18 protein-coding genes and 4 pseudogenes are annotated in these 23,488 nt (G+C 61.9%); 13 read left to right on the top strand and 9 right to left on the bottom strand.

The features are described from left to right. Positions 1–137 precede the first annotated feature (137 nt). From AUC70_RS13260 to AUC70_RS13255, 3 genes are all read left to right on the top strand, one after another. On the top strand, positions 138–911 hold the full coding sequence (locus AUC70_RS13260) for a S1 family peptidase (RefSeq protein WP_069445287.1): 774 nt from the start codon (positions 138–140) through the stop codon (positions 909–911). 101 nt (positions 912–1,012) lie between these two features. Next, the gene (locus AUC70_RS16455; protein ID WP_083241571.1) at positions 1,013–1,261 is read left to right on the top strand and encodes an excalibur calcium-binding domain-containing protein; all 249 of its coding nucleotides are present in this window, start codon (positions 1,013–1,015) and stop codon (positions 1,259–1,261) included. Positions 1,262–1,375: 114 nt separating this feature from the next. Beyond that, the gene (locus tag AUC70_RS13255; RefSeq protein ID WP_069445286.1) at positions 1,376–1,876 is read left to right on the top strand and encodes a hypothetical protein; all 501 of its coding nucleotides are present in this window, start codon (positions 1,376–1,378) and stop codon (positions 1,874–1,876) included. Positions 1,877–1,997: 121 nt separating this feature from the next. On the opposite strand, the pseudogene AUC70_RS16450 reads toward AUC70_RS13255, so the two are convergent. Then, positions 1,998–3,973: pseudogene (locus AUC70_RS16450) on the bottom strand (autotransporter family protein). A gap of 1,484 nt (positions 3,974–5,457) precedes the next feature. Between AUC70_RS16450 and AUC70_RS16445 the strand changes: the two are divergent. Both AUC70_RS16445 and AUC70_RS13235 read left to right on the top strand, forming a co-directional pair. Beyond that, positions 5,458–5,571: pseudogene (locus AUC70_RS16445) on the top strand (JAB domain-containing protein); the annotation flags it as partial. Beyond that, entirely contained in the window at positions 5,568–6,275 is a 708-nt protein-coding gene (locus AUC70_RS13235; protein WP_244505628.1) for a DUF4336 domain-containing protein, read from the top strand. The pseudogene AUC70_RS16445 and the gene AUC70_RS13235, both read left to right, overlap by 4 nt. Positions 6,276–6,302: 27 nt before the next feature. Here AUC70_RS13235 and AUC70_RS13230 read toward each other — a convergent pair whose 3' ends face one another. Then, positions 6,303–7,541 carry a beta-ketoacyl-[acyl-carrier-protein] synthase family protein gene (locus AUC70_RS13230; RefSeq protein WP_069445282.1) on the bottom strand — a complete coding sequence of 413 codons (1,239 nt, stop codon included), beginning with the start codon at positions 7,539–7,541 and terminating at the stop codon, positions 6,303–6,305. A gap of 66 nt (positions 7,542–7,607) precedes the next feature. Further along, the gene (locus AUC70_RS13225) at positions 7,608–7,877 is read right to left on the bottom strand and encodes an acyl carrier protein (protein ID WP_045366578.1); all 270 of its coding nucleotides are present in this window, start codon (positions 7,875–7,877) and stop codon (positions 7,608–7,610) included. Between the two features lie 369 nt (positions 7,878–8,246). Here AUC70_RS13225 and AUC70_RS13220 point away from each other — a divergent pair, with 369 nt between their 5' ends. Then, positions 8,247–9,959, top strand: coding sequence for a long-chain-fatty-acid--CoA ligase (locus AUC70_RS13220; protein WP_069445281.1), 1,713 nt, complete (start codon positions 8,247–8,249; stop codon positions 9,957–9,959). Positions 9,960–10,024: 65 nt separating this feature from the next. Here AUC70_RS13220 and AUC70_RS13215 read toward each other — a convergent pair whose 3' ends face one another. The 6 genes and pseudogenes from AUC70_RS13215 to AUC70_RS13200 form a co-directional block, all read right to left on the bottom strand. Beyond that, positions 10,025–11,119, bottom strand: coding sequence for a DUF2147 domain-containing protein (locus AUC70_RS13215; RefSeq protein ID WP_158007456.1), 1,095 nt, complete (start codon positions 11,117–11,119; stop codon positions 10,025–10,027). A 116-nt stretch (positions 11,120–11,235) separates the two neighbouring features. Further along, positions 11,236–12,011: pseudogene (locus AUC70_RS18655) on the bottom strand (acetyl-CoA C-acyltransferase). Further along, complete coding sequence (locus AUC70_RS18650) at positions 12,004–12,564, bottom strand: thiolase family protein (RefSeq protein ID WP_342022393.1); 561 nt, start codon at positions 12,562–12,564, stop codon at positions 12,004–12,006. Before AUC70_RS18650 ends, AUC70_RS18655 begins: the two are co-directional and overlap by 8 nt. Positions 12,565–12,601: 37 nt before the next feature. Next, on the bottom strand, positions 12,602–13,321 hold the full coding sequence (locus tag AUC70_RS18170; RefSeq protein WP_280138258.1) for a 3-hydroxyacyl-CoA dehydrogenase family protein: 720 nt from the start codon (positions 13,319–13,321) through the stop codon (positions 12,602–12,604). Further along, positions 13,318–14,610: an enoyl-CoA hydratase-related protein gene (locus AUC70_RS13205; RefSeq protein ID WP_280138257.1), complete on the bottom strand. Its 1,293-nt coding sequence runs from the start codon at positions 14,608–14,610 to the stop codon at positions 13,318–13,320. The genes AUC70_RS18170 and AUC70_RS13205 overlap by 4 nt, the downstream gene beginning before the upstream one ends. A gap of 10 nt (positions 14,611–14,620) precedes the next feature. Next, a pseudogene (locus AUC70_RS13200) lies at positions 14,621–17,043 on the bottom strand (acyl-CoA dehydrogenase). Positions 17,044–17,415: 372 nt separating this feature from the next. Between AUC70_RS13200 and AUC70_RS13195 the strand changes: the two are divergent. From AUC70_RS13195 to AUC70_RS13165, 7 genes are all read left to right on the top strand, one after another. Further along, positions 17,416–17,658 (top strand): CDGSH iron-sulfur domain-containing protein, encoded by a 243-nt coding sequence (locus tag AUC70_RS13195; RefSeq protein ID WP_045366569.1) that lies wholly within the window; start codon positions 17,416–17,418, stop codon positions 17,656–17,658. Positions 17,659–17,814: 156 nt separating this feature from the next. Next, complete coding sequence (locus AUC70_RS13190; protein ID WP_069445279.1) at positions 17,815–18,729, top strand: ABC transporter permease subunit; 915 nt, start codon at positions 17,815–17,817, stop codon at positions 18,727–18,729. Positions 18,730–18,776: 47 nt separating this feature from the next. Beyond that, the gene (gene livM / locus AUC70_RS18440; RefSeq protein ID WP_425283611.1) at positions 18,777–20,282 is read left to right on the top strand and encodes a high-affinity branched-chain amino acid ABC transporter permease LivM; all 1,506 of its coding nucleotides are present in this window, start codon (positions 18,777–18,779) and stop codon (positions 20,280–20,282) included. Continuing rightward, positions 20,279–21,130 carry an ABC transporter ATP-binding protein gene (locus tag AUC70_RS13180; protein WP_069445278.1) on the top strand — a complete coding sequence of 284 codons (852 nt, stop codon included), beginning with the start codon at positions 20,279–20,281 and terminating at the stop codon, positions 21,128–21,130. The genes livM and AUC70_RS13180 overlap by 4 nt, the downstream gene beginning before the upstream one ends. Before the next feature lie 58 nt (positions 21,131–21,188). Then, the gene (locus AUC70_RS13175; protein WP_244505647.1) at positions 21,189–21,884 is read left to right on the top strand and encodes an ABC transporter ATP-binding protein; all 696 of its coding nucleotides are present in this window, start codon (positions 21,189–21,191) and stop codon (positions 21,882–21,884) included. Further along, positions 21,881–22,243, top strand: a complete 363-nt coding sequence (locus AUC70_RS13170) for a DUF6867 family protein (RefSeq protein ID WP_244505627.1) — start codon at positions 21,881–21,883, stop codon at positions 22,241–22,243. The genes AUC70_RS13175 and AUC70_RS13170 overlap by 4 nt, the downstream gene beginning before the upstream one ends. Positions 22,244–22,337: 94 nt before the next feature. Then, a complete protein-coding gene (locus tag AUC70_RS13165; protein WP_069445276.1) occupies positions 22,338–23,462 on the top strand; it encodes a branched-chain amino acid ABC transporter substrate-binding protein in 1,125 nt (374 codons plus the stop codon). Positions 23,463–23,488: the final 26 nt, after the last annotated feature.

The raw sequence follows: 23,488 nt of genomic DNA, 5'->3' as shown, positions 1-23,488 counted from the left end.
ACCGCCTTCAAAAAACGTCTGAACGGATTTCTCAACAATGTCGGTGGTCCCGGTGAGTTTACGGACTGTATCGCCGCTCACAGTGAATAGCTTGATGTCGCTCTTTCCAGTTCCTCCTCCATTCATGAGGATACCTCATGACCAGGATTGACCAGTTCTCTCTCACCACCGTGCCAATAGAGCAGTTCTTCAACGATACCTTATTGGGCGGCGGAACCGGATTTATCTGGAGGGCAGATGAAATCTATTATCTGATCACTAATTGGCACGTAGTGACGTGCCGCAACTTTCAGACCGGAGAGAACCTCTCCCCACATGCCGCGTGGCCTGACAAGCTCCGCGTCCTCTTCAACCCCCGTACGCCGACATTCGGAAAGAAGCAATTCGACATCGTCATTCGTGATAAGGATGGCAATCCGGAGTGGCTCGTCCATCCTGGACGTCGGATTGATGTCGTCGCCCTCCCGCTTCCCTTCTCAGGTGAAGAGCCGACATTCAACCTACACCCGATCAACACCCTGACTTCCGATGATCTCAGCGTGCAGATTGGTATGGATGTCTTCATCCTCGGCTATCCTTTCGGCGCCGAGCCCCCGGCGTTCCCCGTGTGGAAACGAGGAAGCGTTGCTTCCGAGCCCGAGCTGGCTCGCCTGACCACGGACTACTTTCTCGTGGACACGGCTTCCCGACCTGGCATGTCCGGTGCCCCGGTAATCAGGCGGAGCTGGGGCTATCATTTACACCGCAACGGCTCCGTCTCGATGGGCCCCACCACCGCCACGGCCTTCATCGGCGTTTATTCGGGGCGCCGACATACCGTGGACGCCGGAGACGCACAACTCGGTTTGGTTTGGCCAGTGTCATTCATCAACGAAGTCATCGCAGGCAATCGGCGCGGCACCGATGACTAGCCCTAAACTGTTCCGATGTCCGCTAATGACCCCTAGCTGCCATGGTTTCTGAACTGCCCGACGTTAACGCAGCAGTGATCCAGAGCAATTAGATTCTCTAGATGCGCTGGACTTACCTCGCCATCGCCGTCGGGACCGCGCTCGGTCTCTATCTCGTTCTAAGTCCCTGGCCCGTACACACCGCGCTTGGCCATCTGTTCGCGTATGCAAACTGCGCTAGCCCAGAAGCCGTTGGACTCGCGCCAGCGCGCCGAGGTAAGCCCGGGTACTGGACGCATCTCGATGCCGACAACGATGGCGTGTCATGCGAACCTTGGCCGAATGGGCGATTTCGATATTCAGTTCGCTAGCAGGTGACATGAGATGAACCTGGGCCAAGCGCAGCGAATTGCTGTAAGTGTTGCCCAGCTGCGGAAACTGCTGGTGGGAAGATGACTAGTGTAAGGGCAGGACGCGAGTACTATATGCGCCTGCGAGAGGCGTACACGCCGCCGCGTGTCGAGCTTGCCATTATCGCAGAAAGCCCACCCGCCTCTGGCAAGTACTTCTATGACGACAGCGGAAAGGTTAGCGAACCCCTTTTCGCTGCCTTGATGCAGCACGTCGGCTTTAAGAATGATCCTCCCACAACAAAAGCAGATGGACTCCGCAGGTTCCAGGCGAAAGGCTGGGTTGTGGTGGATGCCACCTATGAGCCCGTCAATAAGCTGTCTGATTTGAAGAAGACAGAGCTAATCAAACGAGACTACCCGTCGCTTTGCAGGGACCTCGACAGTTTGGGCCGGCCAGAACTGGTTATAATCAAAGCCAATGTTTGTCGGCTCTTAGACGCTGTGCTTGTACGTGACGGCTTCAGCGTCTTGAACCGCGGAACTGTCGTCTACTTTCCGGGTTTTGGACGGCAAGCAGAGTTCCACAGGCAGTTCGCCTACGTCCTGAAACGAGCGTCCGAGTACGACGGTTAGTTAAACTAGGCGACTTGGCAGGTCGGCGGGAAAGGATACTAAGGTCCGCCTAGCAGCAACAAGCGGACGCAAACCGTCGCCTGTCTGATGTCAGCTCATGACCCATAGCGGACGTGAGCAGCTAGTTGAACAGCCAGGTTAGGCGGCCTTTGACGCCATTGTCGGAGACGCTGTTGGCCCACTGTCCAGTGTAGGACACGCCCGCCGTCAGACGTTCGCTGATCGCAAAGTCCAGGCCCGCATCCAAGATCGCGCTGTCTTCGGCGAGCGGAACGCCGTCAATGGCAAAGCCGATCCCCGTGGTAGCAAAGGCGAGCGATGCGTCCGGCGTCACGTCGTTAAACGCATGTACCATGCGGCTTCAATGTGAGGGGTCACAGCCATTGCGCCCCACATCATCGTCTTGGCTGCCCTTAGACCCACGGTGGTGTAGCCAACCTCCTGGTCAATGCCGGAAGTGCGTAGAGATGCTTGCGCACCACCCTTCTCGCGGAAGCCGCCGGTTTCAACGGACACGTATGCAAGACCGGCGAACGGCTCCAATTCCACGCCACCCATCTCTGTCGGATAGGCAATTTCACCAAAGAGTTGGCCTGTGTCGGCGTCGTAGTCTGCCTTCTGACGCTCATAGAAGTTCGGGAACACGACGGCGCGGGAGGTCTCGACCTCGGTCCAGGCCCATAGACCCCCGCCACGCAGTGCAAAGCCGGAGACACCGCCGCCGACGTAGCCACCAAGGTGATAGGTCTTGGTGTTGGCCCCGCTGTAGCGAGCATCCACGCTTACGTCTGAGAAGGATGCGCCTGTTGCCAAACCAACACGCCAAGAGCCGCCGATATGCGCGTCCATGCCCGATATGAAGCCGCCAAGGTCGCGGTCTGCCGTGGCGGCATTGCCGTCGCCGTCAAATGAACCCCAGGCGCCATAACCTTGGGTCCAGAAAGCCAGCGGTTGCCGTTCCGGCGCAGCGGCCATCTCGTCGCTGACGAACTTGCTGCCAAGGCGCATGGCACCGTCGTTGTAGCTCGCAACTTGCGGCCCATTAGCGCCCAACGCACCGTTCATGTGGCTTGCCTGCATCAGCCGGCCCATGACCGCTTCACGAGCGTAGCGGCTATCGTCGACCAAGCTCCCGGCAACCGTCGCATGGACTTCGCCCGATAGCGCGTCGAAGGCTTGGCGTGCGCCGTCTGCTGTTTGGGTGAGAATAGATAGGAACAGCGGGTTGTCGGTTGGGAACTTATCCAGTGCATGGGCCACATCACACTGGTTCTGCGTCTCCGCCACCGAGCAGAAGCTCAAGAAGGTCGGGCTGCTATCGCCACCACCCGTGTTCGGCACTACAGTGCGCAACAGCGTCAGCACCACGTCATTGCCATCACCACCGTCATACACGACCGACGGTGTCAGAAACGCAAAGTTGGTCGTGATATCAGCGAACGTACCCGTGACAGCGCCGGGGCTATCCTTTTGGATTATGACGTAGTCCGTGCTCGGCTGGTAATTGCCGTTTTGGGCAAGAACGCGCAACGTTGCGCCCGTCAGATTGACGGCGCCCATGTTGTTGACGATCACGCGGTCGCTGTTGCCAGCTGCATCTACCTCAACTTCAAAGATCCCGCCCGCGCCAAAGGTCAAATCACCGGAGACTGTTTGCGTTCCGATGGAATTGCCGGGCGCTAAGATGCCGCCATTCGCGATAGTCACGCCACCCACCGTGCCGATACCCATCAGGCTGCCGCCGTTGTTGACAGTGACAGTCGAGACAATCGAGCCATCGACCACCAGTGCGCCCTGATTGACCACCGTCGAACCAGTGTAGGTGTTGATCCCTGAGAGGGTAAGAGTGCCGGTGCCGGTCTTAACGAGCGACCCCCCAGTAGCTCCAGTATCCTGACATTCCGTACCGGTTGGTCCACAATCGCTGACAATGCCGTCAACCTCAGTAGAAATGTCGTTGCCACCAACAGTCACTTGGTTTGCGCCGAGAAAGTAATCGCCGGCTCCAGCCACGGATCCTGCACTCAACTCACTATTGCCCAGCGGGCCGCTACTGGCTGAAAAGTCCGTAATGCCACCTGATGTAGTGGTGAACATCGCCTGGCCCCCGGTGGAATTACCGAGAAAGCGTATGAGGCTGTTATTAATGATGGTGGCGTTGCCTGCGGTGGCGTCAATGTTGAAATTCACAGCTACCGCGTTGTTTATGATCGTCGCATTACCGGCCGTACTGCTGCCGACGAAATTGACACCATTATTGTTGTTGATGGTCGCACTACCGGCGGTGCTTGTGTCGAGAAACGTCACGCGCCCGCTATTGTTGATGGTTGAGGAAGCGGCAGTGCTATCGTCGTTGAAGTTCACGAATGCCGAGAGGTTGTTGTTTATGATCAGGCTTCCGGCAGAACTCGCATTTGAGAAATCAACGGTCCTAGTTAGGGTGTTTGTGATTGCAGCACTTCCCCCGCTGATATTTATCCCGGCGCCAGTGAATTCCAGAGCAGAGCTGTTTGTGAAGTCGAAGGCGGAAGCGCCGGGGTTGAACGTCCATCCGCCGATCGTAGTGGAAGCCGAAATGCTGATGCTCGTGGTGTTTGACGTATCGAAGAAAGCAGTGCCGGTTGGTACGGTGGCGGGGTTCCAATTGGCGTCCGTGTTGAAATTGTTTGAGCCCGGCGTGGCAAGCCACGTCGCATTTTGGGATGATGCGGGCAATGACCACAGCGTTGTTCCAGCGAGTGTTACTGCTAGAACGATGGCAGCCCACCGACTGTCGAAAGCCGCGCTCATCAACAAACGACGCACCATAAGCTTGCTCACGATTCCCCCCTGAAGCGCAGCGGACCGCCTATCAGCCTCCAGACCCCCAGTTTAGTTTTTAGAGACTGGGACAGCATTGCAACCATTGGTGGGCAAAGCCGTGGGCAAAACGAGCTAAACTGAACTCCGTGTGGCATTTTCGCTACGGTCACTGGCTCGGCCGCCGTCTCGCATGGCCGCTGTTGGCACTCAGCGGACTCTTTGAGGTGGACTCGCCCCACGTCCGCTGCCGGAGGTGAAGCAGACATTTTCACCATCGGTTCAACCGATGCCTGTTTATGAGTACACGGCCTAGAGGCGGCGGCGTTGCCTTACGGAGCGAGCTGTACCTCGCTTCTCGTCCTGTCTGACATCCAACTTATCGTCGAAGGCTGCGCCGCGTCCCCCGCCTTTGCATGCTCCAGCAATTCCATCAGTTCAGGTGGAATTGAGCCTGCTCGATACACCTGGCGGCCGCACCCCTGGCGGTTGGCTGTGTGGTTCGATTGATTTTTCGTCACCTACCAATGTCTTCGGTTGAACTTGGCGCCGGCCAGTTATTCTTCGGGCCACATGGCCTTCTGTCGCTGCTCGATCGCTTCGATTATTGGCTCTCCCGTAGCTACCATATAGCTACCAACTTTTCGAAAAGTGCCGAAATCGTACCCGTTGATTGACAAGGCTGCGCTTGATTTTTTCTAAGAAAACCCCTGAATCTATCGATCCTACTGAAAGGTATACGCTGTTGATTTTAATGACTTATTTACCAGAAATGATTTTCTGAGATGACCAAGCAGATCATCGCCGCTGCGAAGCCTTTGGGCGTCGTCATCCACGATCACATCATCGTCGGCAAGCAAGGCCATACGAGCTTCCGCGGGCTGGGATTGATATGACGATGCTTGAGCACGTCGGCGATAATCTGTGGCTGGCCGAAGGCCCGATCGTCGACTTCTACAGCTTCCCCTACCCCACGCGCATGGTGATCGCGCGCTTCGACACTGGCGATCTGTGGGTCTGGTCGCCGGTCAAGCTGGACGAGGATCTCAGGGCCGAGGTGGATGCGCTGGGGCGGGTCGCCCATCTGGTGAGCCCCAACAAGATCCACCACCTTTATCTGCCGGGATGGCATGCGGCCTATCCGGACGCGGCACTATGGGGACCGGCCTCCACCATCAAGCGCTTTCCTGCCCTGCCATTCAAAGCGCCACTCGGGGACACGCCGCCTTCAGCCTGGCAACCCGACCTGGATCAAGCCTGGTTCCGGGGCTCGATCATGATGGACGAGATCGTGTTCTTCCACCGGCCGTCCCAGACCGTGATCCTCGCCGATCTCATCGAAGCTTTCAGCGATGCTTTTCTGAAAGAGCATTGGTCGTGGTGGCAGCGGCCCATGGCCGCGCTCGACGGCATCACGCTGAAGAAGCCGGGGGCGCCGCGCGAATGGCGTCTGTCCTTCACGGACCGGGCTACTGCCCGCGCCGCACGAGACAGAGTGCTTGGCTGGCCCGCAGAGCGCGTGATCATGGCGCACGGCGAGTGGCAGCGGGAAAACGGGCACGCTTTTCTTAAGCGCGCCCTCGCGTGGCTCGGTAACTAGTATTCCGAATTGAGGTAGTCGACCGCTCTAAGCCGGGCTCGGACCGAACACGAGCACGGCGTTCAGGCCGCCGAAGGCGAACGAATTGGACATCACGTAGTTGATGTCGCGCTTCTTGCCTTGGTTCGGCGTGTAGTCCAGATCGCATTCCGGGTCTGTCTCCGTGAGGCCGATCGTCGGCGGCACGAAGTTCTCCTCGAGCGCCTTGATGGACGCCGCCGCCTCGATGCCGCCGCAGGCGCCGAGCGTGTGCCCGTGCATGGACTTCGTCGACGAGATGGACAGGTTGTTGGCTGCGTTGCCGAACACGTGCTTGATCGCGCGGGTCTCGTTGACGTCGTTCACCGCCGTGGCTGTGCCGTGGGCGTTGACGTAGTCGATGTCGGACGGCGCGAGCTGCGCATCGTCCAGCGCGATCTTCATGGCCGTCGAGGCGCCGTCAATGGAAGGGTTCACCATGTCCGCGGCGTCCGCCGTCATGCCGAAGCCCATGAGCTCGGCCAGGATCGGTGCGCCGCGCGCCTTGGCCTTCTCGTATTCTTCGAGCACCAGAATGCCCGAGCCTTCGGCGAGAACGGTGCCGTTGCGCGCCTTGGAAAAGGGAAACAGTCCGTCGGGGCTCAACACGCGCATGGCCTGCCAAGCACGGGTGGCACCCCAGTTGAGTGACGCTTCGGCGGCGCCGGCGACGCCGGTGTCGATCAGGCCGCTGCGAATCATCTGGTAGACGACGCCGATCGAATGGGTCGCGGTAGAACAGGCGCTGACGACGCCAAAGGTCGGGCCCTTGATGCCGTATTCGATGCTCACATGCGCCGAGGCAGACGAGCCGATCGCCTTCAGAAGAGTCAGCGGATGGGTCGCGCGCTTGTTCTCCTTGAAGAGCATCTTGTAGGAGAATTCGAGCGTGGTCAGGCCGCCAACACCGGACCCGATGATGCAGGCCGTACGATAGGCGTCTTCGTCGCTGATGGGCGTTTCGAGCCCCGACTGCGCCACAGCCTCGCGCGCGGCACAGCCCGCATATTGCGAATACTTGTCCGCCATCAGGAGCTGCTTGCTCAGCTCGCGCTCTCGAGGGTCGAAATCCGGGACTTCGCCGGCAATGGTGATGTAAAGCTCGTCGGTCTCGAAGCTCTGAACCTCGCGAATGCCGCAAGAGCCAGCCTTCAATCCAGACCAGAACTTTTCAACGCCCGTGCCCAAAGGCGTGACGACGCCCTGGCCTGTGACCACGACGCGCCTGCGTCCGTTAGAGTGTGTCATGTAGTGCTAAGCCGTAACTCCAAGCCTGGCCGATACCCCGGAAAGCTCCCGAGCGGTTGGGCTGGTCTAAGCTGCTGCGCCCGAGGCCTTCGACTCTGCGATAATTCCCTTCACGCGATCGACAACCGAGCCGACCGTCGCGAACGCTTCGACTTCTTCGTTCGCATTATAGGGAATTTCGATTCCGAAGGTATCCTCAATATCAAAGACGATCACTGCCAGATCGAGGGATTCAATCTCCAGGTCGCTCAGAGGCGTCTCGAGCGTAACCTCCTTGGAGGGATCCTTCATATTCTTCCGCAGAATCTCAATGATCTTGGTGGCCACCTCGTCCATATCAATCTCCCTGCCCCGTTGAGGGGTCCGTATATAATGTTCCCTGGCTAAAACATAGCGAGTTCGAGGGCAAGTCAGGCATTGGAATAGACTTAAAAACTGGCCGAGTCTAGCCGCGCCATGCTCGCTCGATGTCCGATACTATATGCTCTAATCGCTAACAAAATGGGCGTTTTTGCGCCTGCCCCTGCCTTCGTTTCAGCATATTCTGTGGGCGTCATATGCCTGTCCGCACGCGCTATGCCAACCCCCGTGTTACAATACTAGATGAATCGGGGCTTGCGGCGAATTGCCTCCCCCAGCGCATTGCGTGGCGCCGCTAAGCATCCGAATCGCAAGGCAAATTCAAGGCAGACACCTGTCACACAAATGGCCGTTAAGGCAAATCCAGCGGCTCAGCAGGCCGCACCAGACGCCCGGGACCGGCCCTGGCTGAGATCCTATCCTCCTGGATTGTCCTGGACGGCCGAGTTCAAGCCCGGCCTCGTCCACAGCCTCCTCGACGAGGCGGTCGAGCATCACGGCTCGCGAATGTGCACCTACTTCGAAGGCAAGACCCTGACCTACGAGGAGATCGGGGCCCTCTCCGACCGTGCGGCCAAGGGCTTGGCGGCGCTCGGAGTACAGGAGGGTGTCCGGGTCGGGCTGCTGCTTCCGAACTCCCCGACCTATCTCATCTACTATTTCGGCATCCTCAAAGCGGGCGGCACCGTCGTCAATTTCAACCCGCTGTACAGCGTCGAGGAGCTCGCCTTCCAAATCCGGGACAGCGGTACCGAAATCATGGTGACGCTCGACCTCCATCTGCTGTTCAAGAAGATCGAACCGCTCCTCGCAGACGGAACCCTCGGGCGGGCCGTGGTCGCCGATTTCGCCTCTCTCCTGCCGACGCTGAAACAGATCGGGCTGATGATGACGCGCAAAGTCCGGCGCGCGAAAGTCGGTCTGTCGCGGCAGCGGCGCAAAATCGTGCGCGAACGCAATCTCCTCGCCAATAACGGCCGCTTCGTCCGGCCCACGATCAAGCCGGAGGCCGTGGCGGTTCTCCAATATACGGGCGGCACCACTGGCACCCCCAAAGGCGCCATGCTCAGTCACGCCAATATCTTCATCAACACGGCGCAGGTTCGATTGTGGGGCCAACGGCCGCCTGAGGTGGTGGACCGTATCCTCGGGGTACTGCCGCTGTTCCACGTATTCGCCATGACGACGGTCATGACTTTTGGGGTCGCCAACGGCATGGAAATCGTCCTCATGCCGAAATTCGAGCTGGGCCGAACCTTGAAGCTCATCGGCAAGTTGCGGCCCACGGTCATGCCGGGCGTCCCTACCCTGTTCCAAGCCCTGCTCCACCATCGCCATATCGACAGATTCGACCTCTCGTCACTGCAATTTTGCATCTCCGGCGGCGCGGCTCTGCCGATGCACGTCAAGAAGGGCTTCGAGAAGTTCATTGGCGGGTGGTTGGTAGAGGGCTACGGCCTTAGCGAGACATCGCCCGTGGCGACCTGCAATCCGTTCGACGGGCACAAGGACGGCTCGATCGGGCTTCCGCTGCCCCGGACGGACATCACGATCCGCTCCCTCGAAAACCCCGAACACGAAATGCCAATGGGCGAGCCCGGCGAAATCTGCATCGCGGGGCCGCAAGTGATGAGCGGCTACTGGAACAAAGCGGATGAGACGGCGGCGGTCTTTGTCGGCAAGTATTTCCGGACCGGGGACGTCGGCTACATGGATGAGGATGGCTTCATCTTCATCGTCGACCGCATCAAGGACATGATCAACACAGCCGGCTTCAAGGTCTATCCGCGCCGCATCGAAGACGCGCTCCATGAGCATCCGGCCGTGGCCGAATGCTGTGTCGTCGGCATCCCCGACTCCTATCGAGGTGAAGCGCCGAAGGCCTATGTGCGCCTGCACGACGGTAGAACCGAGACCGCCGTCGACCTCATGACGTTCTTGCGGCCGAAGCTGTCAAAGCTCGAACTGCCCGTGGCGATCGAGTTCCGCGACGAACTGCCCAAGACAATGATCGGCAAGCTGTCCAAGAAGGCTCTCCGCGCGGAGACAGGCGCTTAGACGCAGCAACGCTCATGCCCCCAGGCGAAGGCTCTTGCTACATCCGGATTGAGAGACCGGGCCGGCTACTGGCGCATCCAGGGAATGAGGTTCTGCCCCTGCTGCTGCAGTTCCTTGAGGCGCTTCTGACGGCGCATCTGGCGCCGTTCGCGCCAACTCAGCCGCTGGTCGAACGTGTCGGCAGCAGCCTCGGCAGACTCCTCTGGTGCGGCGGATTGCGCGTCCGATGCGGCGGCTTCCGGCGGACCTGACTCGGGCTGGACCGGTTCGGACTGGATCGAGGCTTGGCGCGACGCGGGTGCGGGCGCCGTTTGGGGCGTGGTGGCGGCTTGCGCCGGCGCTGCGGGAGCTGCCGGTCTGGGAGCCGGCGCCGGCTGCGCCGAGGTCTGCGCACCGCTGGGGACGACCGGGGACGCCATCGAGAACATACTCGACACGCTCTCTCCCGTGTAGCCCGCAGGGTGCTGATTGGCCTTTTCGCCCTTGAGGTAGCTCAGTCCGGGCGCCCCGCCCTGCGGCGCCGCCGGCGTCTGCATCTCGGTGCTGGCAACATTGTCAATTGCCAGCCCGGTCGATGCCGCGGAGGCCGTTGCGGCTTTGGGCGCCGGGGCGGCAGCTGCAGGCGCGGCAGGCGCTGGAGCCGGTGTTGCCGATGCCTCGACCTGAGGCTCAGGCTTCTTCTCTTCTTCAGGCGGCGGCGGCGCGGATGTCCGCAGCCACACCTGCTCGCGGCAAAGGAACGCGGCGACACAACCTTTGAGGACGATCTTCGACGACGATGCGAGCGTGACAGACGCCGAATAGGTCTTGCCGTCCTCGGGGTTGTAGACCGTGCCCTTCCACTGACTGGCACTCACCTGCTTCATGCCGCGGATAATGTGCATGCCTTCGATGGTGCGCCCGCGTAAGGACGGGTTCACGTTGCGCACGTCTTGCAAGACGCGGCCCTTGCTGTCGCGGGGATTTTGCAGCCAGGCGATCTTCACGCAGATGGAGCGCCCGCCGCAGTAATAGAGCTGCATCTTCGCGGGATATTTGCCTTGGTCGGCCTTGCGCCAATAGCCCGTGGGATCGCCAGCCTGTGCGGTGGTGGCGCTCGCCGGAACGAGCACGGCCGCAAGGGCCATGCCGATCACCGCAGAGTAAACTTTGTGCCGCATAAGAACCTCCGTCATGGGTCAGGCGCGGTCACGGACCGCGCCTCGGCAGTGTCTCAATTACTCCCTGTCCCCGACGGGTCTCGTTGGACCCGGCACTCGATCCGGCGGTGGAGCACCTATTGTTCGGCGCTCTCGTTCAAACCCGCATCCGCTGCGTTGGATGGTCCGACCCCTTCAAGGATCGCGGCGACACCCATTCCGCCCGCGGTACACACTGAAATCAAACCTCTTTTGCCACCCCTATTATGAAGGAGTTTGGCTAAAACTGCCAGGATTCGGGCGCCGTGGCAGCAAAAGGGTGTCCGATCGCAATCGACGAGCCCTCGATATTCAGCTTGGACCTGTCGATGGGCCCGAGCGGCGCGTCACGCCCCAGCCGGACCCGGCAATATTCTTCGGACTCCCATGCCTTCAACGTCGCAAGTACCTGCGCAGCAAACGCTTCGTGCACCTCGTAATAGTCAAAGTCTTGAAGGGCCACGCCCGCCTGCTGCAATAGATCGCTAACAGCAACGGTCGGCGCCATCAAGAGCCCCTCACCTTCGACATAGTCTACGGCAGAAGTACGACCCAAAGTTAAATAGGCCTGAACCGGAATTCCCTTGGAATCCGCCCATTCTTCGCTCGCCAGCAGCACCGTGGAGGCCCCATCGGTTAACGGTGTCGAATTCGCGGCAGTAATCGTCCCATTCTGCTTGTCGAACGCCGGTTTCAGTTCGGCCATTTTCTCGAGCGAGATATCCGGGCGGATGTTGTTGTCCCGGAAAACGCCGGCGCAGGGCACGACGAGATCGTCCATGAAGCCGTCGTCGTAGGCGCCCGCAGCCTTTCTATGGCTCTCATAGGCCAGGAGATCCTGGTCTTCGCGGGAAATGCCCCACTCCTTAGCCATCAACTCGCAATGCTCGCCCATCCCGAGGCCCGTGCGCGGCTCGCGGGTGTCGGGGGGGCACGGGGGCGAGTTCGCCCGGGCTCATGCCCTTGAAGGCAGCGAGGCGCTGGCCCCAGCTCTTGGCCCGGGAGGCCTCGATGAGGCGCTTGGCGAGCTTTTTCTGGACGACAATGGGCGCATCGCTGGTCGTGTCCGAGCCCATGGCGATGCCGCATTCGATCTGACCCGACGCGATCTTGGCCGCGATGCCCAGCGCGCCCTGAAGGCTCGTGCCGCAGGCCTGCATCATGGTGATGCCGGGCGTGGTGGCGGCCAAGGGGCTGCCGATCACCGCTTCGCGCGCCAGGTTCCAATCCTTCGCGTGCGTGACCACGGCGCCGCCGACCACCTCGTCGATATGCGTGCCCTCGAGAGCAAACTTCTCGGCAAGACCCGCGAGGGCCGCCATCAGCATGTCGAGGTTGGAGAGTTCCGCATACGCCGTGTGCGACCGGCAGAACGGCGTCCTCACTCCGCCAAGCACCGCAACGCGACGTAGAGTCGTATTCGTCATCCACATTCCTTCCGGGACCGGGCGGGTCCTGTGAGCGTCATGCCGCTTCCTTGTCAGCGGCGGCATTCTTCGTTTTGGCGTAGTGCAGCGGGCCGCCCCGGAACGGCGCGAAGCCCGTCCCGAAGATCACGCCGGCGTCCACATGATCGGCGTCGGCAACCACGCCTTCGGCTTCCGCGCGGGCTGCCTCGGCCAGAAGCGGCGCCATAAGCTTCTCGCCCAAGCGCGTCAGCTCCGTGTCCGAAAAATCCATCGGCTCGCGTTTCGGCTTACCGTCTTCCCATTGGTAGAAGCCGCGGCCAGTCTTCTTGCCGAGCTTGCCTTGCTTGACGAGGCTGGCAAGCACGTTGTCCTGCGAGCCCTCGCCCTCCGGCGCGAGCGACAGCTCCTCGCCCACCTTGTTGCAGATATCGAGGCCGACCATGTCCATGAGCTCCATGGGCCCCATGGGCATGCCGAACTTCAGCGCGGCCTGATCGATCTTCTCGCGCGGCTGCCCTTCCTGATAGAGCCGGACCGCTTCCATCATGTACGGCGCAAGAACGCGGTTCACGAGGAAGCCTGGGCAGCTCTTGACGATTAGCGGCAGCTTGTTGATCGCGGTCACGAAGGCGCAGGCCTTGCCGATCTCCTCTTCGCGCGTGGCATCGCCACGCACGACCTCGACGAGCGGCAGTTGAGCCACCGGGTTGAAGAAGTGAATGCCGACCAGCCGGCCGGGATCCTTCAACGGCGCGGCAATCTCTTCGAGCTTCACGACGACGTATTGGTCGCGAGCACCGCACCGGGCTTCGCCTTGCCTTCCAGATCGGCGAACAGATTCTGCTTCACCTCGAGTTTTTCGGCGACTGCTTCGATGATCACATCGGCATGTTTGATGTGCTTGCCTTCCGGGTCCGCGATCAAGCGCGCAACGGCGGAGTCGAAGGCCGTCTTCCCGCGCACGCGCTTCTTGAACAGCTTCTTGGCCCGCGACAGCGCCTTGTCGATCTGTGCTTCGTCGAGATCCTGGAGACTGGCCTGCATCCCGCAAGCCACGCACCAAGCGGCGATGTCGCCGCCCATGGTGCCCGCGCCGATGACGTGAACCTTGCGCGGCTTGAACGTGCTCTTTTGGGCCGAGCCTTTGGGCGCCGAGCTCTTGAGCATTTCGGACAGCTTGAAACAGCGGCGGAGATTGCGTGACGTGTCGCTGACCATCAGCGGCGCGAACATCTCCGTTTCCGCAAGGCGCATCGCTTCCGGATCGTCGCCACAGGTCTCGAACAGATCGATCAGCCGGAACGGAGCCGGGTAATGCTCCTCGCGGACCTTCGCGGCCGTCTTCTCGCGCATTTGCTTGGCGAGGAACCCGCGCACCGGCTGCTTCGCCATGAGCTTCTTCCACCACGGCGCGCCCTTGGACCGCAGCTTCTTCAGGACGGCCTTGCGCGCGGCCCAGCGCAGATTATGCCGTGTGGGGACGAGTTGATCGACGAGGCCCATGGCGCGCGCCGCCGTGGGGCGCAGCATCTTGGCCGTGAGCATGGCGGTCATGCCATCGACGGGACCTGCCGAGCGAATGGCGCGCACGGTGCCGTTGAGGCCGGGAAAGATGCCGAGCTTGACTTCGGGGAAGCCGAGCCGCGTCCCCTCCTCGCGGTCGGCGATCCGCCAGTGGCAGGCGAGCGCCAGCTCCAGCCCGCCGCCGAGGCAGTAGCCGTGGATCGCCGCCACCACAGGGACCGGCAGCTTCTCAATGCGGTCGAACAGCGCCAGCGTCTGCGTCACCGCATCCTTGATCTTGTCTTCGGTGTCGTAAGCGTCGAACTCGTTGATGTCCGCGCCGGCGATGAAGCTCGTATCCTTCGCGCTGATCAGCACAAGGCCCTTGATCTCCCCAGCCTCGGCGCCCTCGACCGCCGAGACGATCTTCTCCAGCTCCTCGGTGGGACGGCGCCCCAGCGCGTTCATGCTCTCGCCTTCGCGGTCCGCGACCGCCCAGGCGATGCGCTCGTAGTCGACCGTGAACGTCCAGTCTTTCAAGTCGGGAATGGTGATTGGCATAGGTGCAATTCTACTCGGCGGCGATGTGCTGATTGGAGGCCGGGCCGCTCTGGCCCGGCTGTGGTTTGCGGGCGATCTCGTCGGGCGCGAAGTCGTCGACGGCGATGACGCGGGCGACCAGCTCGCGCAGTTCGGCGAGCTCGCGGGCTTCGTCGGATGTCAGAACGCCCTTCTCCTCGGCCTGCTTGATCCAGTCGCGGTCATGGAAGCGTTGGACCTCGCCCTTTCGGATCGCGCGTTCCAACTTCTTCTCCGCCTCTTCATTGGCGATGGTCTTTTCGAAAGCCGCTTCGAGAAGCCCCAGGGCGTCGTCCGTATTGCCCGGAACATAAATGTACCGGGTGAGACGATCGCGGACGCGCCCGGCTCCAGCGCCTGACGCACGAGCGCCTTGCCGTCCTTATCGCTCGCGCCGCGCCGCACACCGAAAGGCAGCACGAGCGGCCCCATGATCCAGGCGGCCGAGCGGATGGGGAAATTGTCGAGCACCCCGCGCAGGGCCGCGTCGAAGCGCGCGAGGCAATTCTGCGCGCAATAGTCCACGAGCTTGCGATCCGCCCATTGGCGTCCATCGTCCTGATAGCGCTTGAGGATCGACGAGAGCAGATAAAGTTCGGCCAGCGCATCCGCCATGCGGCCGGTGATCTTCTGCTTCGTCTTCAGGCCGCCGCCCAGAAGCGCGACGGTCGCATCGGCAACCAGCGCGAACGACCGCGACGCGCGCGACAACTGCTTCCACCAGTGCTTCATGTCACCGGCATCGAGCGGCGCGGCGGCGAAGGCGCCGAAGGTCACGTTGTGAAACAGCGCACCGGTGGCGTTCGACAAGAGAAAGGCGCGATGATCGTCAAACACCGCCTCGAATCGCTCGATCCCTTGGGCGCGGTCCTCGTCGCTCAGGGCCTCGATCTCGGGCAACAGATAGGGGTGACTGCGCAGCGCGCCTTGCGCAAACACGATGAGAGAGCGCGTCAGGATGTTGGCGCCCTCCACCGTGATGCCCACTGGCACCATCTGATAGGCGGCCTGCAGATAATTCGACGGCCCATCGCAGATGCCACGCCCGCCATGAATGTCGAGCGCATCGTTCACGCTTTCGCGCATGCGCGCGGTCGACAGATATTTCAGCAGCGCGGAGATCACGGCCGGCTTCTCGCCGGCGGAAACCATGGAGCACGTGACCGCACGTGCCGCTTCCAGCCCATAAGCGTTCTCGACGATGCGGGCGAGCGGCTCCTCGACGCCTTCCATGTAACCGATGGGCAGTCCGAACTGTTTGCGTACGCGGGCATAGGCCGTGCTGTGGCGGGCGACCGCCTTGGCCGCGGCGGCACCCGTCGCCGGCAGGGACACGGCGCGTCCCGCTGCGAGACAGCTCATCAGCATGGGCCAGCCTTGGCCGGCACGGTCGGGACCGCCGATGATCCACTCCATCGGGATGAAGACATCGCGGCCGCGCGTAGGGCCGTTGGGGAAAGCGGCTCCTGACGGCAGATGGCGGCGGCCGGTCTCGACGCCGGGATGATCGGTCGGAACCAGCGCTAACGTGATGCCGACCTCTTCGCCCTGCCCCAAATGGTTTTCCGGATCCAGAAGGCGGAAGGCGAGCCCCAGCAGCGTCGCCTTGGGCGCCAGGGTGATGTAGCGCTTGTCCCAGGTGAGCTTGATGCCGAGCGTCTCGACACCGCCATGCATGCCCTTGGTGACCACGCCGACATCTCGCATGGAGGCCGCGTCCGAGCCCGAGAAGGGACCGGTGAGCGCGAAGCAGGGAATCTCGAGGCCCTGAGCCAGCCGCGGCAGGTAATGCGCCTTCTGCTGCGCCGTGCCGTAGTTCTCGATCAGTTCGCCGGGCCCCAGCGAATTGGGCACCATCACGATGATGCAAACGTCCGGGCTCTTGGTCGAGATTTTGCCAAGCACGAGCGACTGGGCCTGCGCCGAAAAGCCGAGCCCGCCATGCTCCTTGGAAATGAGCATGCCGAGAAAGCCCTTCTCGCGCACGAACTGCCAGATGTCGTCGGGAATGTCGTGAAGCTCGTGCCGGATGCGCCAGTCGTCGATCTTCCGGCACAGCTCCTCGGTGGGACCGTCGAGGAAGGCCTGCTCCTCGTCCGTAAGAGTGATCGGCGCCACGCGGCGCAGCTTCGCAAAGTCCGGGCGTCCGCTGAAGAGTTCCGCATCCCAGCCGGTCGTGCCGGCCTCTAGCGCTTCCCGCTCTGTCTCCGAAATCGAGGGCATCGCGCCCTTCAACGCGCGAAACACGGGCGTGGTGATGTAGGTGCGCTTGATGGCCGGCAGGCCCGCCGCATAGAGCAGCCCCGCCACCAGCCAGCCCACAAAGGACCAAACGGGAAATCCGAAGGCGATTTGAAGCGCCAGCGTGTAGATCGCGGTGGCGATCGCCCAGGTCCGGAAGGAAGCACGGTTCATCGCCAGCGCGAAAAACAGCGCCAGCGCCAGAAGAGCAAAGATCAGTTCAGCCACAGACGGCCTCCAGAATCACAATGCCCCCGCTGCGATGCTGCGTGGTCCCGCCTCTTTCGTGTCCGCGTGAGAGTCGAACGAAAGCAGGCCGGACGCAGCTTCATGACCTCTATGATGCGGATAGGCTTTCGACTCAAGGGGTCTTCCAAAAATTCGTTTCCTTGCCGCATTTCGCCGGCGCCACTGATTCACGGCAGACTAGAGGCCAAGAAACCAAGGGCCTGTTAACGCGCGGCGGGAGCCCTTCCTTGTCACTCCAGGCCGAATTGGCTAAGCAGGACGCGGCTACTGGTTAGACAACAAAGCTGGGAAAACTGAATGACCGACGAGCCGGAACGCCCACAGCTCAACCCCTATCAAGTTGAGCTCGAAGAGGGCAAACGCTACGCGTGGTGTGCCTGCGGGCGCAGCAAGAAACAGCCGTTTTGCGATGGATCCCATGCGGGGACGGGTATCGAGCCGCTGATGTTCACAGCGGAACGCACGGAAACCGCGCTGCTCTGTGGCTGCAAGGACACGGGCGACCCGCCATTCTGCGACGGCTCACACCTTTTGCTCTGAATTTGGGCATGCACAGGACACGCCCTTCTTGCTAAAAAAGACGAGGTGTTGACGCGCGGGCCCGATTGCCGCTCGCCAGCGGGCCAACGGTGCCGCGCTCGCGTGTCCTCGTTATGAGTCTGCACAGCCAAACGGGGGAAGGCGCAGCAGGCATCCATGGCTTATTTCCTGCAGCAGCTCATCAATGGCGTCACGCTGGGGTCGATCTACGGCCTCATCGCGATCGGCTATACGATGGTCTACGGCATCATCGGCATGATCAATTTCGCCCACGGCGATGTTTTCATGGTTGGTGCCTTCATCGCCTTGATCGCGTTTCTGGCCCTGACGGCCATCGGCGTCACCGCGATCCCGCTTGCGCTGCTTCTCGTTCTCATCATTGCGATCGGCCTGACCGCGGTGTGGGGCTGGACCGTTGAGCGTGTCGCTTACCGGCCGTTACGCGATTCCTTCCGCCTCGCCCCGCTAATCACGGCCATCGGCATGTCGATCGTGCTGCAGAACTTCATCCAGATTGCGCAGGGCGCGCGGGTGAAGCCGCTGCAGCCCGTGATCACCGGCGGCTACGAGCTGTACAGCCAAGGCTCGTTCACGGTGATCGTCTCGAACATTCAGATCCTGATCGTCGTGACGACGGTCCTGGTGATGGCTGGGTTCTGGCTCCTCATCAATCGGACAGCGCTCGGCCGCTCGCAGCGCGCTTGCGAGCAGGACCGGCTGATGGCCGCGCTGTCGGGCGTCGACGTTGACCGCACGATCTCGCTCACTTTCGTGCTCGGAGCCGGCCTCGCCGCCGTCGCCGGCATGCTGTATCTCCTCTATTACGGCGTCATCGATTTCTTCATCGGCTTCATCGTCGGCATCAAGGCGTTCACCGCGGCGGTGTTCGGCGGCATCGGTTCGATCCCCGGCGCGATGCTGGGCGGGCTCATCATCGGGCTCATCGAGACTTTCTGGTCAGCGTACTTCACCATCGAGTACAAGGACGTGGCGGCGTTCTCGATGCTTGCCATTGTGCTCATCTTCTTCCCAACGGGTCTGCTTGGGCGGCCCGAGGTTGAAAAGGTGTGAGGTTGGCGGAAACCGGCAAAACCCGCGACCGCAAACTCGTCTCGGCTCTGAGCGATTCTCTGCTCGCCGCGATTATCGCCTTCGCCCTGTTCTCGCTGGTGCTGGGCCTGCGCACGGTGGACGACGCCACCGGCCTCACCCTGGAGCCGCGGCCGGGCCTGTTGCTGACGGTTGTCGCAATCGTGTTCTTCGGCCGTCTGGCGTTGAACCTCTTCGTTTGGCAGGCCGAGTATCCGCTCACCGCGCCTTTCGCGAAGCTCTTCAACACCGAACCGTTCGACAGGCGCGATCGGATGACGCTCGCCGTGGCGCTCGTCTTCGGCGCCGGTTGGCTCGCGACGGGCCTCATCGTCGGCGAACCCGTCTACGAACTCCTTGGGACCGTCGTCCTCCTTTTCGTCGGGCTCGGCCTGTTGCGGCGCTTCATTGTCCAGCGCTTCCCAAATCTGCCTTACGCGCAGATCTTCATCGCAGGCGGTATCCTCTTCGCCCTGTTCTTTCCGATCGTGACCTACGCGCTCGAGTCGATGTTCCGGATCGGTCTGCCGCTGCGTTATTGGTTCGACCTGTCCATCCTCATCCTGACCTACGTGATGCTCGGCTGGGGGCTGAACATCGTTGTGGGGCTCGCGGGGCTGCTCGACCTCGGTTACGTGGCGTTCTACGCGGTGGGCGCCTACACGTTCGCGCTGCTCGCAACGTATTTCGGTCTCGGGTTCTGGATCTGTCTGCCGATTGCGGGAGCTGCGGCGGCGCTCTGGGGCATCATTCTCGGCTTTCCCGTCTTGCGCCTGCGCGGCGACTATCTCGCCATCGTCACGCTGGCCTTCGGCGAGATCGTCCGTATGGTTCTTCTCAACTGGACGGACGTAACGGGCGGGCCGAACGGTGTTGCCGGCATTCCGAAGCCGACCTTCTTCGGCTTGCCATTCTCGCCCTTCGCCGAGGGCATGACCTTCAACAAGTTCTTCGGCATTCCCTATGACGGTCTGCACGCCCTCATCTTTCTCTACTATCTCATTCTGGTTCTGGCGTTCGCGACGAACCTCGTGACCTTGCGCCTGCGGCGTCTGCCCGTCGGGCGCGCCTGGGAGGCCATGCGCGAGGACGAGATCGCCTGCCGCTCGCTCGGCATCAACACAACCGTGACTAAGCTCAGCGCGTTTGCCACCGGCGCCATGTTCGGCGGGCTGGCGGGCTGCTTCTTCGCCACGCGCCAAGGTTTCGTCAGTCCAGAGAGTTTCACCTTCATCGAGTCGGCGATCATCCTCGCGATCGTTGTTCTCGGCGGGATGGGCAGCCAGCTCGGCGTCGCCATCGCGGCCGTCGTGATGGTCGGCGGGTTTGAAGCCTTGCGCCATACCGCCGGGCTCCAGGCGGTCTTCGGCGAGGAGTTCGACCCGGCTCTGTACCGCATGCTTCTGTTCGGCATCGCCATGGTGGGCATCATGGTGTGGCGGCCGCGCGGCCTGGTCTCGTCGCGTGCGCCAACGATCTCTCTCGGCAACGGAGAAACCATCTCTGGCGATCTTGTCAGCGAGGGGCGCGGATGAGCGGTGACGCCAGACCCTGGGATGAGAATCCCCTCCTCCATGTGGAGCGCCTGACCATGCGGTTCGGCGGCCTCACCGCCGTGGACGACGTCTCGTTCTCCGTAGGCGGCGCGGACATCACAGCCCTGATCGGTCCGAATGGCGCCGGCAAGACGACGGTCTTCAACTGCATCACCGGGTTCTACAAACCGACCGAAGGCATGCTCACGCTCAGCGCCAACGACGGAACGCCCTTCTATCTTGAGCGTCTCTCCGATTACGAGATCAACGCCGACGCCCGCGTGGCGCGGACGTTTCAGAACATCCGCCTGTTTCCCGGCATGACGGTTCTCGAAAATCTCATGGTCGCGCAGCACAACGAGTTGTCGCGCGCGTCCGGTTATTCCTTCGGGGCCATCCTCGGCCTTGGCCAGTTCGGGCGCGCTCAACAGGAGGCGATCGATCTCGCCAAGTCCTGGCTCGACCGGATAGGACTTTTGTCTCGCGCGGACGAGGCGGCAGCCGGGCTTCCGTACGGCGATCAGCGGCGTCTCGAGATCGCACGGGCCATGTGTACGCGGCCCCGGCTGTTGTGCCTGGACGAACCGGCGGCAGGCCTCAATGCCCGGGAGAGTGAGGCGCTCAACACGCTGCTGCAATCGATCCGCGAGGAGGACGGCACGGCGATCTTCCTCATCGAGCACGACATGAGCGTCGTCATGCGCATCTCGGATCATGTCATCGTGCTCGACTACGGCAAGAAGATCGCCGACGGCACGCCGAACGAGGTGCGCAACGATCCCCATGTAATCGGGGCGTATCTCGGCGTTTCCGACGAGGACGCTGCCGCGATGGAGGCTGGGCCATGACGCCGCCGCACCTGCGCCGCTCCTTGCGCTCGAAGACGTCACCGCGGCTTACGGTCGGCTGCCCGTCTTGCACGATGTCAGCATCCAAGTCCGCCCCGGCGAGATCGTCTCTTTGATCGGCGCCAACGGCGCGGGCAAGTCCACCACCATGATGACGATTTGCGGGCGACCGCGCGCATCCCACGGCCGCGTGGTCTTCGACGGTGAGGACATTACTCACCGTCCCACCCATGAGATCGCCCGGCTCGGCATTTGCCAATCGCCCGAGGGCCGGCGGATCTTCGGTCGCATGACCGTGATGGAAAATCTGCAAATGGGCGCCATCATCGCCAACGCGCCCGACGCTCGAGACGCATGTCGCGCGCGTCTTCGAGCTTTCCCCCGGCTAAAGGACCGGGCCAGTCAGCGCGGCGGGACGCTGTCGGGTGGCGAGCAGCAAATGCTCGCCATCGCGCGCGCGCTGATGGGGCGCCCCAAGCTGCTTCTGCTCGACGAGCCCTCGCTGGGACTCGCACCGCTCGTGGTGAAGCAGATCTTCGAAGCCATTAAAGAGCTGAACACGGACGGCCTGACCGTGTTCCTGGTCGAACAGAACGCCTATCACGCGCTCAAGCTAGCGGACCGCGGCTACGTGATGGTCAATGGACGCATCACCATGACGGGCACGGGCGATGAATTGCTGGCCTCCGAGGATGTGCGCAACGCGTATCTCGAGGGTGCCACCGCACCGGCCAAGGAGCCGACCGCATCGTGAGCACGGCGACCCAGACGATTGCACCTTGGATCAGCGACGACGGCTTGCGCGTCTTCGTGCTCCTGACGCTCAGCATCGGTGGCGCCGCCGCCTTCCTCGCCGGGCGCGGCCTGGCGCGCGGCTGGCGTCCACTGTGGCGGCTGTTCTTCTATATGGCGCTATTGGCGGCCGCGGTGCGCTTCTTCGATTACGCGCTGTTCGACGGCACCCTGCTGTCCCCGTACTACTACGTCGTCACCTATGCGGTCCTTGTCGCGGCGGGGCTGCTCGGCTTCCGCACCATGCGCACGACGCAGATGGTCACGCAGTATTACTGGCTCTATGAGCGGACGAGCCCCCTCACCTGGAAAGATCGATAGTCTGGAGAGCCCACTATTTGAGCGACCGGGTGGGTTGGCGACCGCGTGACCTGTCACTACGTTACGGGACGCCAACCATCGAAGGGAGACCGGCATGATGCGTTTGACTGGACTGCTCGCCGTCGCCGTGTGCGCGATCGCACTCACGGGCTGCAACGGCGAAGACGATCCCGACGTCATCAAGGTCGCTGTCGCCGGTCCCCAGACCGGGCAATACGCATCGCTCGGCACACAGATGACTACAGGCGGCGAGACGGCCGTGGCCGATATCAACGCCGCGGGCGGGATCCTCGGCAAGAAGCTCAAGCTGGAAGTCGGCGACGATGCCTGCGACCCGAAGCAGGCCGTCGCGATCGCCAACCAGATGGCCGGCGACAATGTCGCGCTGGTGGCCGGACATTTCTGCTCCGGCTCGTCGATCCCCGCATCGAACGTCTATGCGGAGAGCAATCTCGTAATGATCTCGCCGGCCTCCACGAACCCGGCCCTGACGGACAAGCGCGCGGGGCCCAACATCTACCGGGTGTGCGGCCGCGACGACAAACAAGGCGAAGTCGCCGGCGCCTATCTCGCCAAGCATTTCGGCGACAAGAACATCGCCATCATCGACGACAAGACAGCCTATGGGCGCGGCCTCGCCAACGAGGTGAAGAAGGCGCTCAACGCCAACGGTGTCCAAGAGGTGTTCCGGGAATCGATCACGGCGGGCGAGAAGGACTACTCCGCCCTCGTCTCCAAGCTGAAGCTGGCCGATGTGGATGCGCTCTTCCTCGGCGGCTACCACACCGAGGCGGGGCTCATCCTGCGCCAGATGCGCGACCAGGATATGGATACGGTGCTGATGGGCGGCGATGCGCTCGTGACCCAGGAATATTGGTCCATCACCGGACCGGCCGGCGAAGGTACGCTGATGACCTTCTCCCCGGACCCGCGGAAGAACCCGGCTGCCCAGGACGTCGTGAAGCGGCTGGAAGCGAAGGGCATCTCGCCGGAAGGTTACGTGCTCTATACCTACGCGGCGATCCAAGCCTGGGCCGAGGCGGCCAAGAAGGCGGGAACGACCGATGCGCCGGCCGTCGTCAAGGCGCTCGACGAGAGCACCATCCACTCGGTGATCGGCGATTTCCAGTTCGACGACAAGGGCGACCCGAACCTGCCGCCTTATGCGGTCTATCGCTGGGCGGACGGGACCTACGAGCAGATCGACGAGAACTCGTAAGCGAGAATTCTAGGACCGCTTCGGCG

The sequence above is a fragment of the Methyloceanibacter stevinii genome (genome assembly GCF_001723355.1).
GTDB lineage: Bacteria > Pseudomonadota > Alphaproteobacteria > Rhizobiales > Methyloligellaceae > Methyloceanibacter > Methyloceanibacter stevinii.
Note: the sequence above shows the minus strand (reverse complement) of the source record. Positions and strands in the feature narration are given on the sequence as shown.

What these genes read in the sequence shown, in the direction of transcription:
- AUC70_RS13260 (WP_069445287.1), top strand. Translation starts at nt 138, where the DNA reads ATGACCAGGATTGACCAGTTCTCTCTCACCACCGTGCCAATAGAGCAG.
- AUC70_RS16455 (WP_083241571.1), top strand. Translation starts at nt 1,013, where the DNA reads ATGCGCTGGACTTACCTCGCCATCGCCGTCGGGACCGCGCTCGGTCTC.
- AUC70_RS13255 (WP_069445286.1), top strand. Translation starts at nt 1,376, where the DNA reads ATGCGCCTGCGAGAGGCGTACACGCCGCCGCGTGTCGAGCTTGCCATT.
- AUC70_RS13235 (WP_244505628.1), top strand. Translation starts at nt 5,568, where the DNA reads ATGACGATGCTTGAGCACGTCGGCGATAATCTGTGGCTGGCCGAAGGC.
- AUC70_RS13230 (WP_069445282.1), bottom strand. Translation starts at nt 7,541, where the DNA reads ATGACACACTCTAACGGACGCAGGCGCGTCGTGGTCACAGGCCAGGGC.
- AUC70_RS13225 (WP_045366578.1), bottom strand. Translation starts at nt 7,877, where the DNA reads ATGGACGAGGTGGCCACCAAGATCATTGAGATTCTGCGGAAGAATATG.
- AUC70_RS13220 (WP_069445281.1), top strand. Translation starts at nt 8,247, where the DNA reads ATGGCCGTTAAGGCAAATCCAGCGGCTCAGCAGGCCGCACCAGACGCC.
- AUC70_RS13215 (WP_158007456.1), bottom strand. Translation starts at nt 11,119, where the DNA reads ATGCGGCACAAAGTTTACTCTGCGGTGATCGGCATGGCCCTTGCGGCC.
- AUC70_RS18650 (WP_342022393.1), bottom strand. Translation starts at nt 12,564, where the DNA reads ATGACGAATACGACTCTACGTCGCGTTGCGGTGCTTGGCGGAGTGAGG.
- AUC70_RS13205 (WP_280138257.1), bottom strand. Translation starts at nt 14,610, where the DNA reads ATGCCAATCACCATTCCCGACTTGAAAGACTGGACGTTCACGGTCGAC.
- AUC70_RS13195 (WP_045366569.1), top strand. Translation starts at nt 17,416, where the DNA reads ATGACCGACGAGCCGGAACGCCCACAGCTCAACCCCTATCAAGTTGAG.
- AUC70_RS13190 (WP_069445279.1), top strand. Translation starts at nt 17,815, where the DNA reads ATGGCTTATTTCCTGCAGCAGCTCATCAATGGCGTCACGCTGGGGTCG.
- AUC70_RS13180 (WP_069445278.1), top strand. Translation starts at nt 20,279, where the DNA reads ATGAGCGGTGACGCCAGACCCTGGGATGAGAATCCCCTCCTCCATGTG.
- AUC70_RS13165 (WP_069445276.1), top strand. Translation starts at nt 22,338, where the DNA reads ATGATGCGTTTGACTGGACTGCTCGCCGTCGCCGTGTGCGCGATCGCA.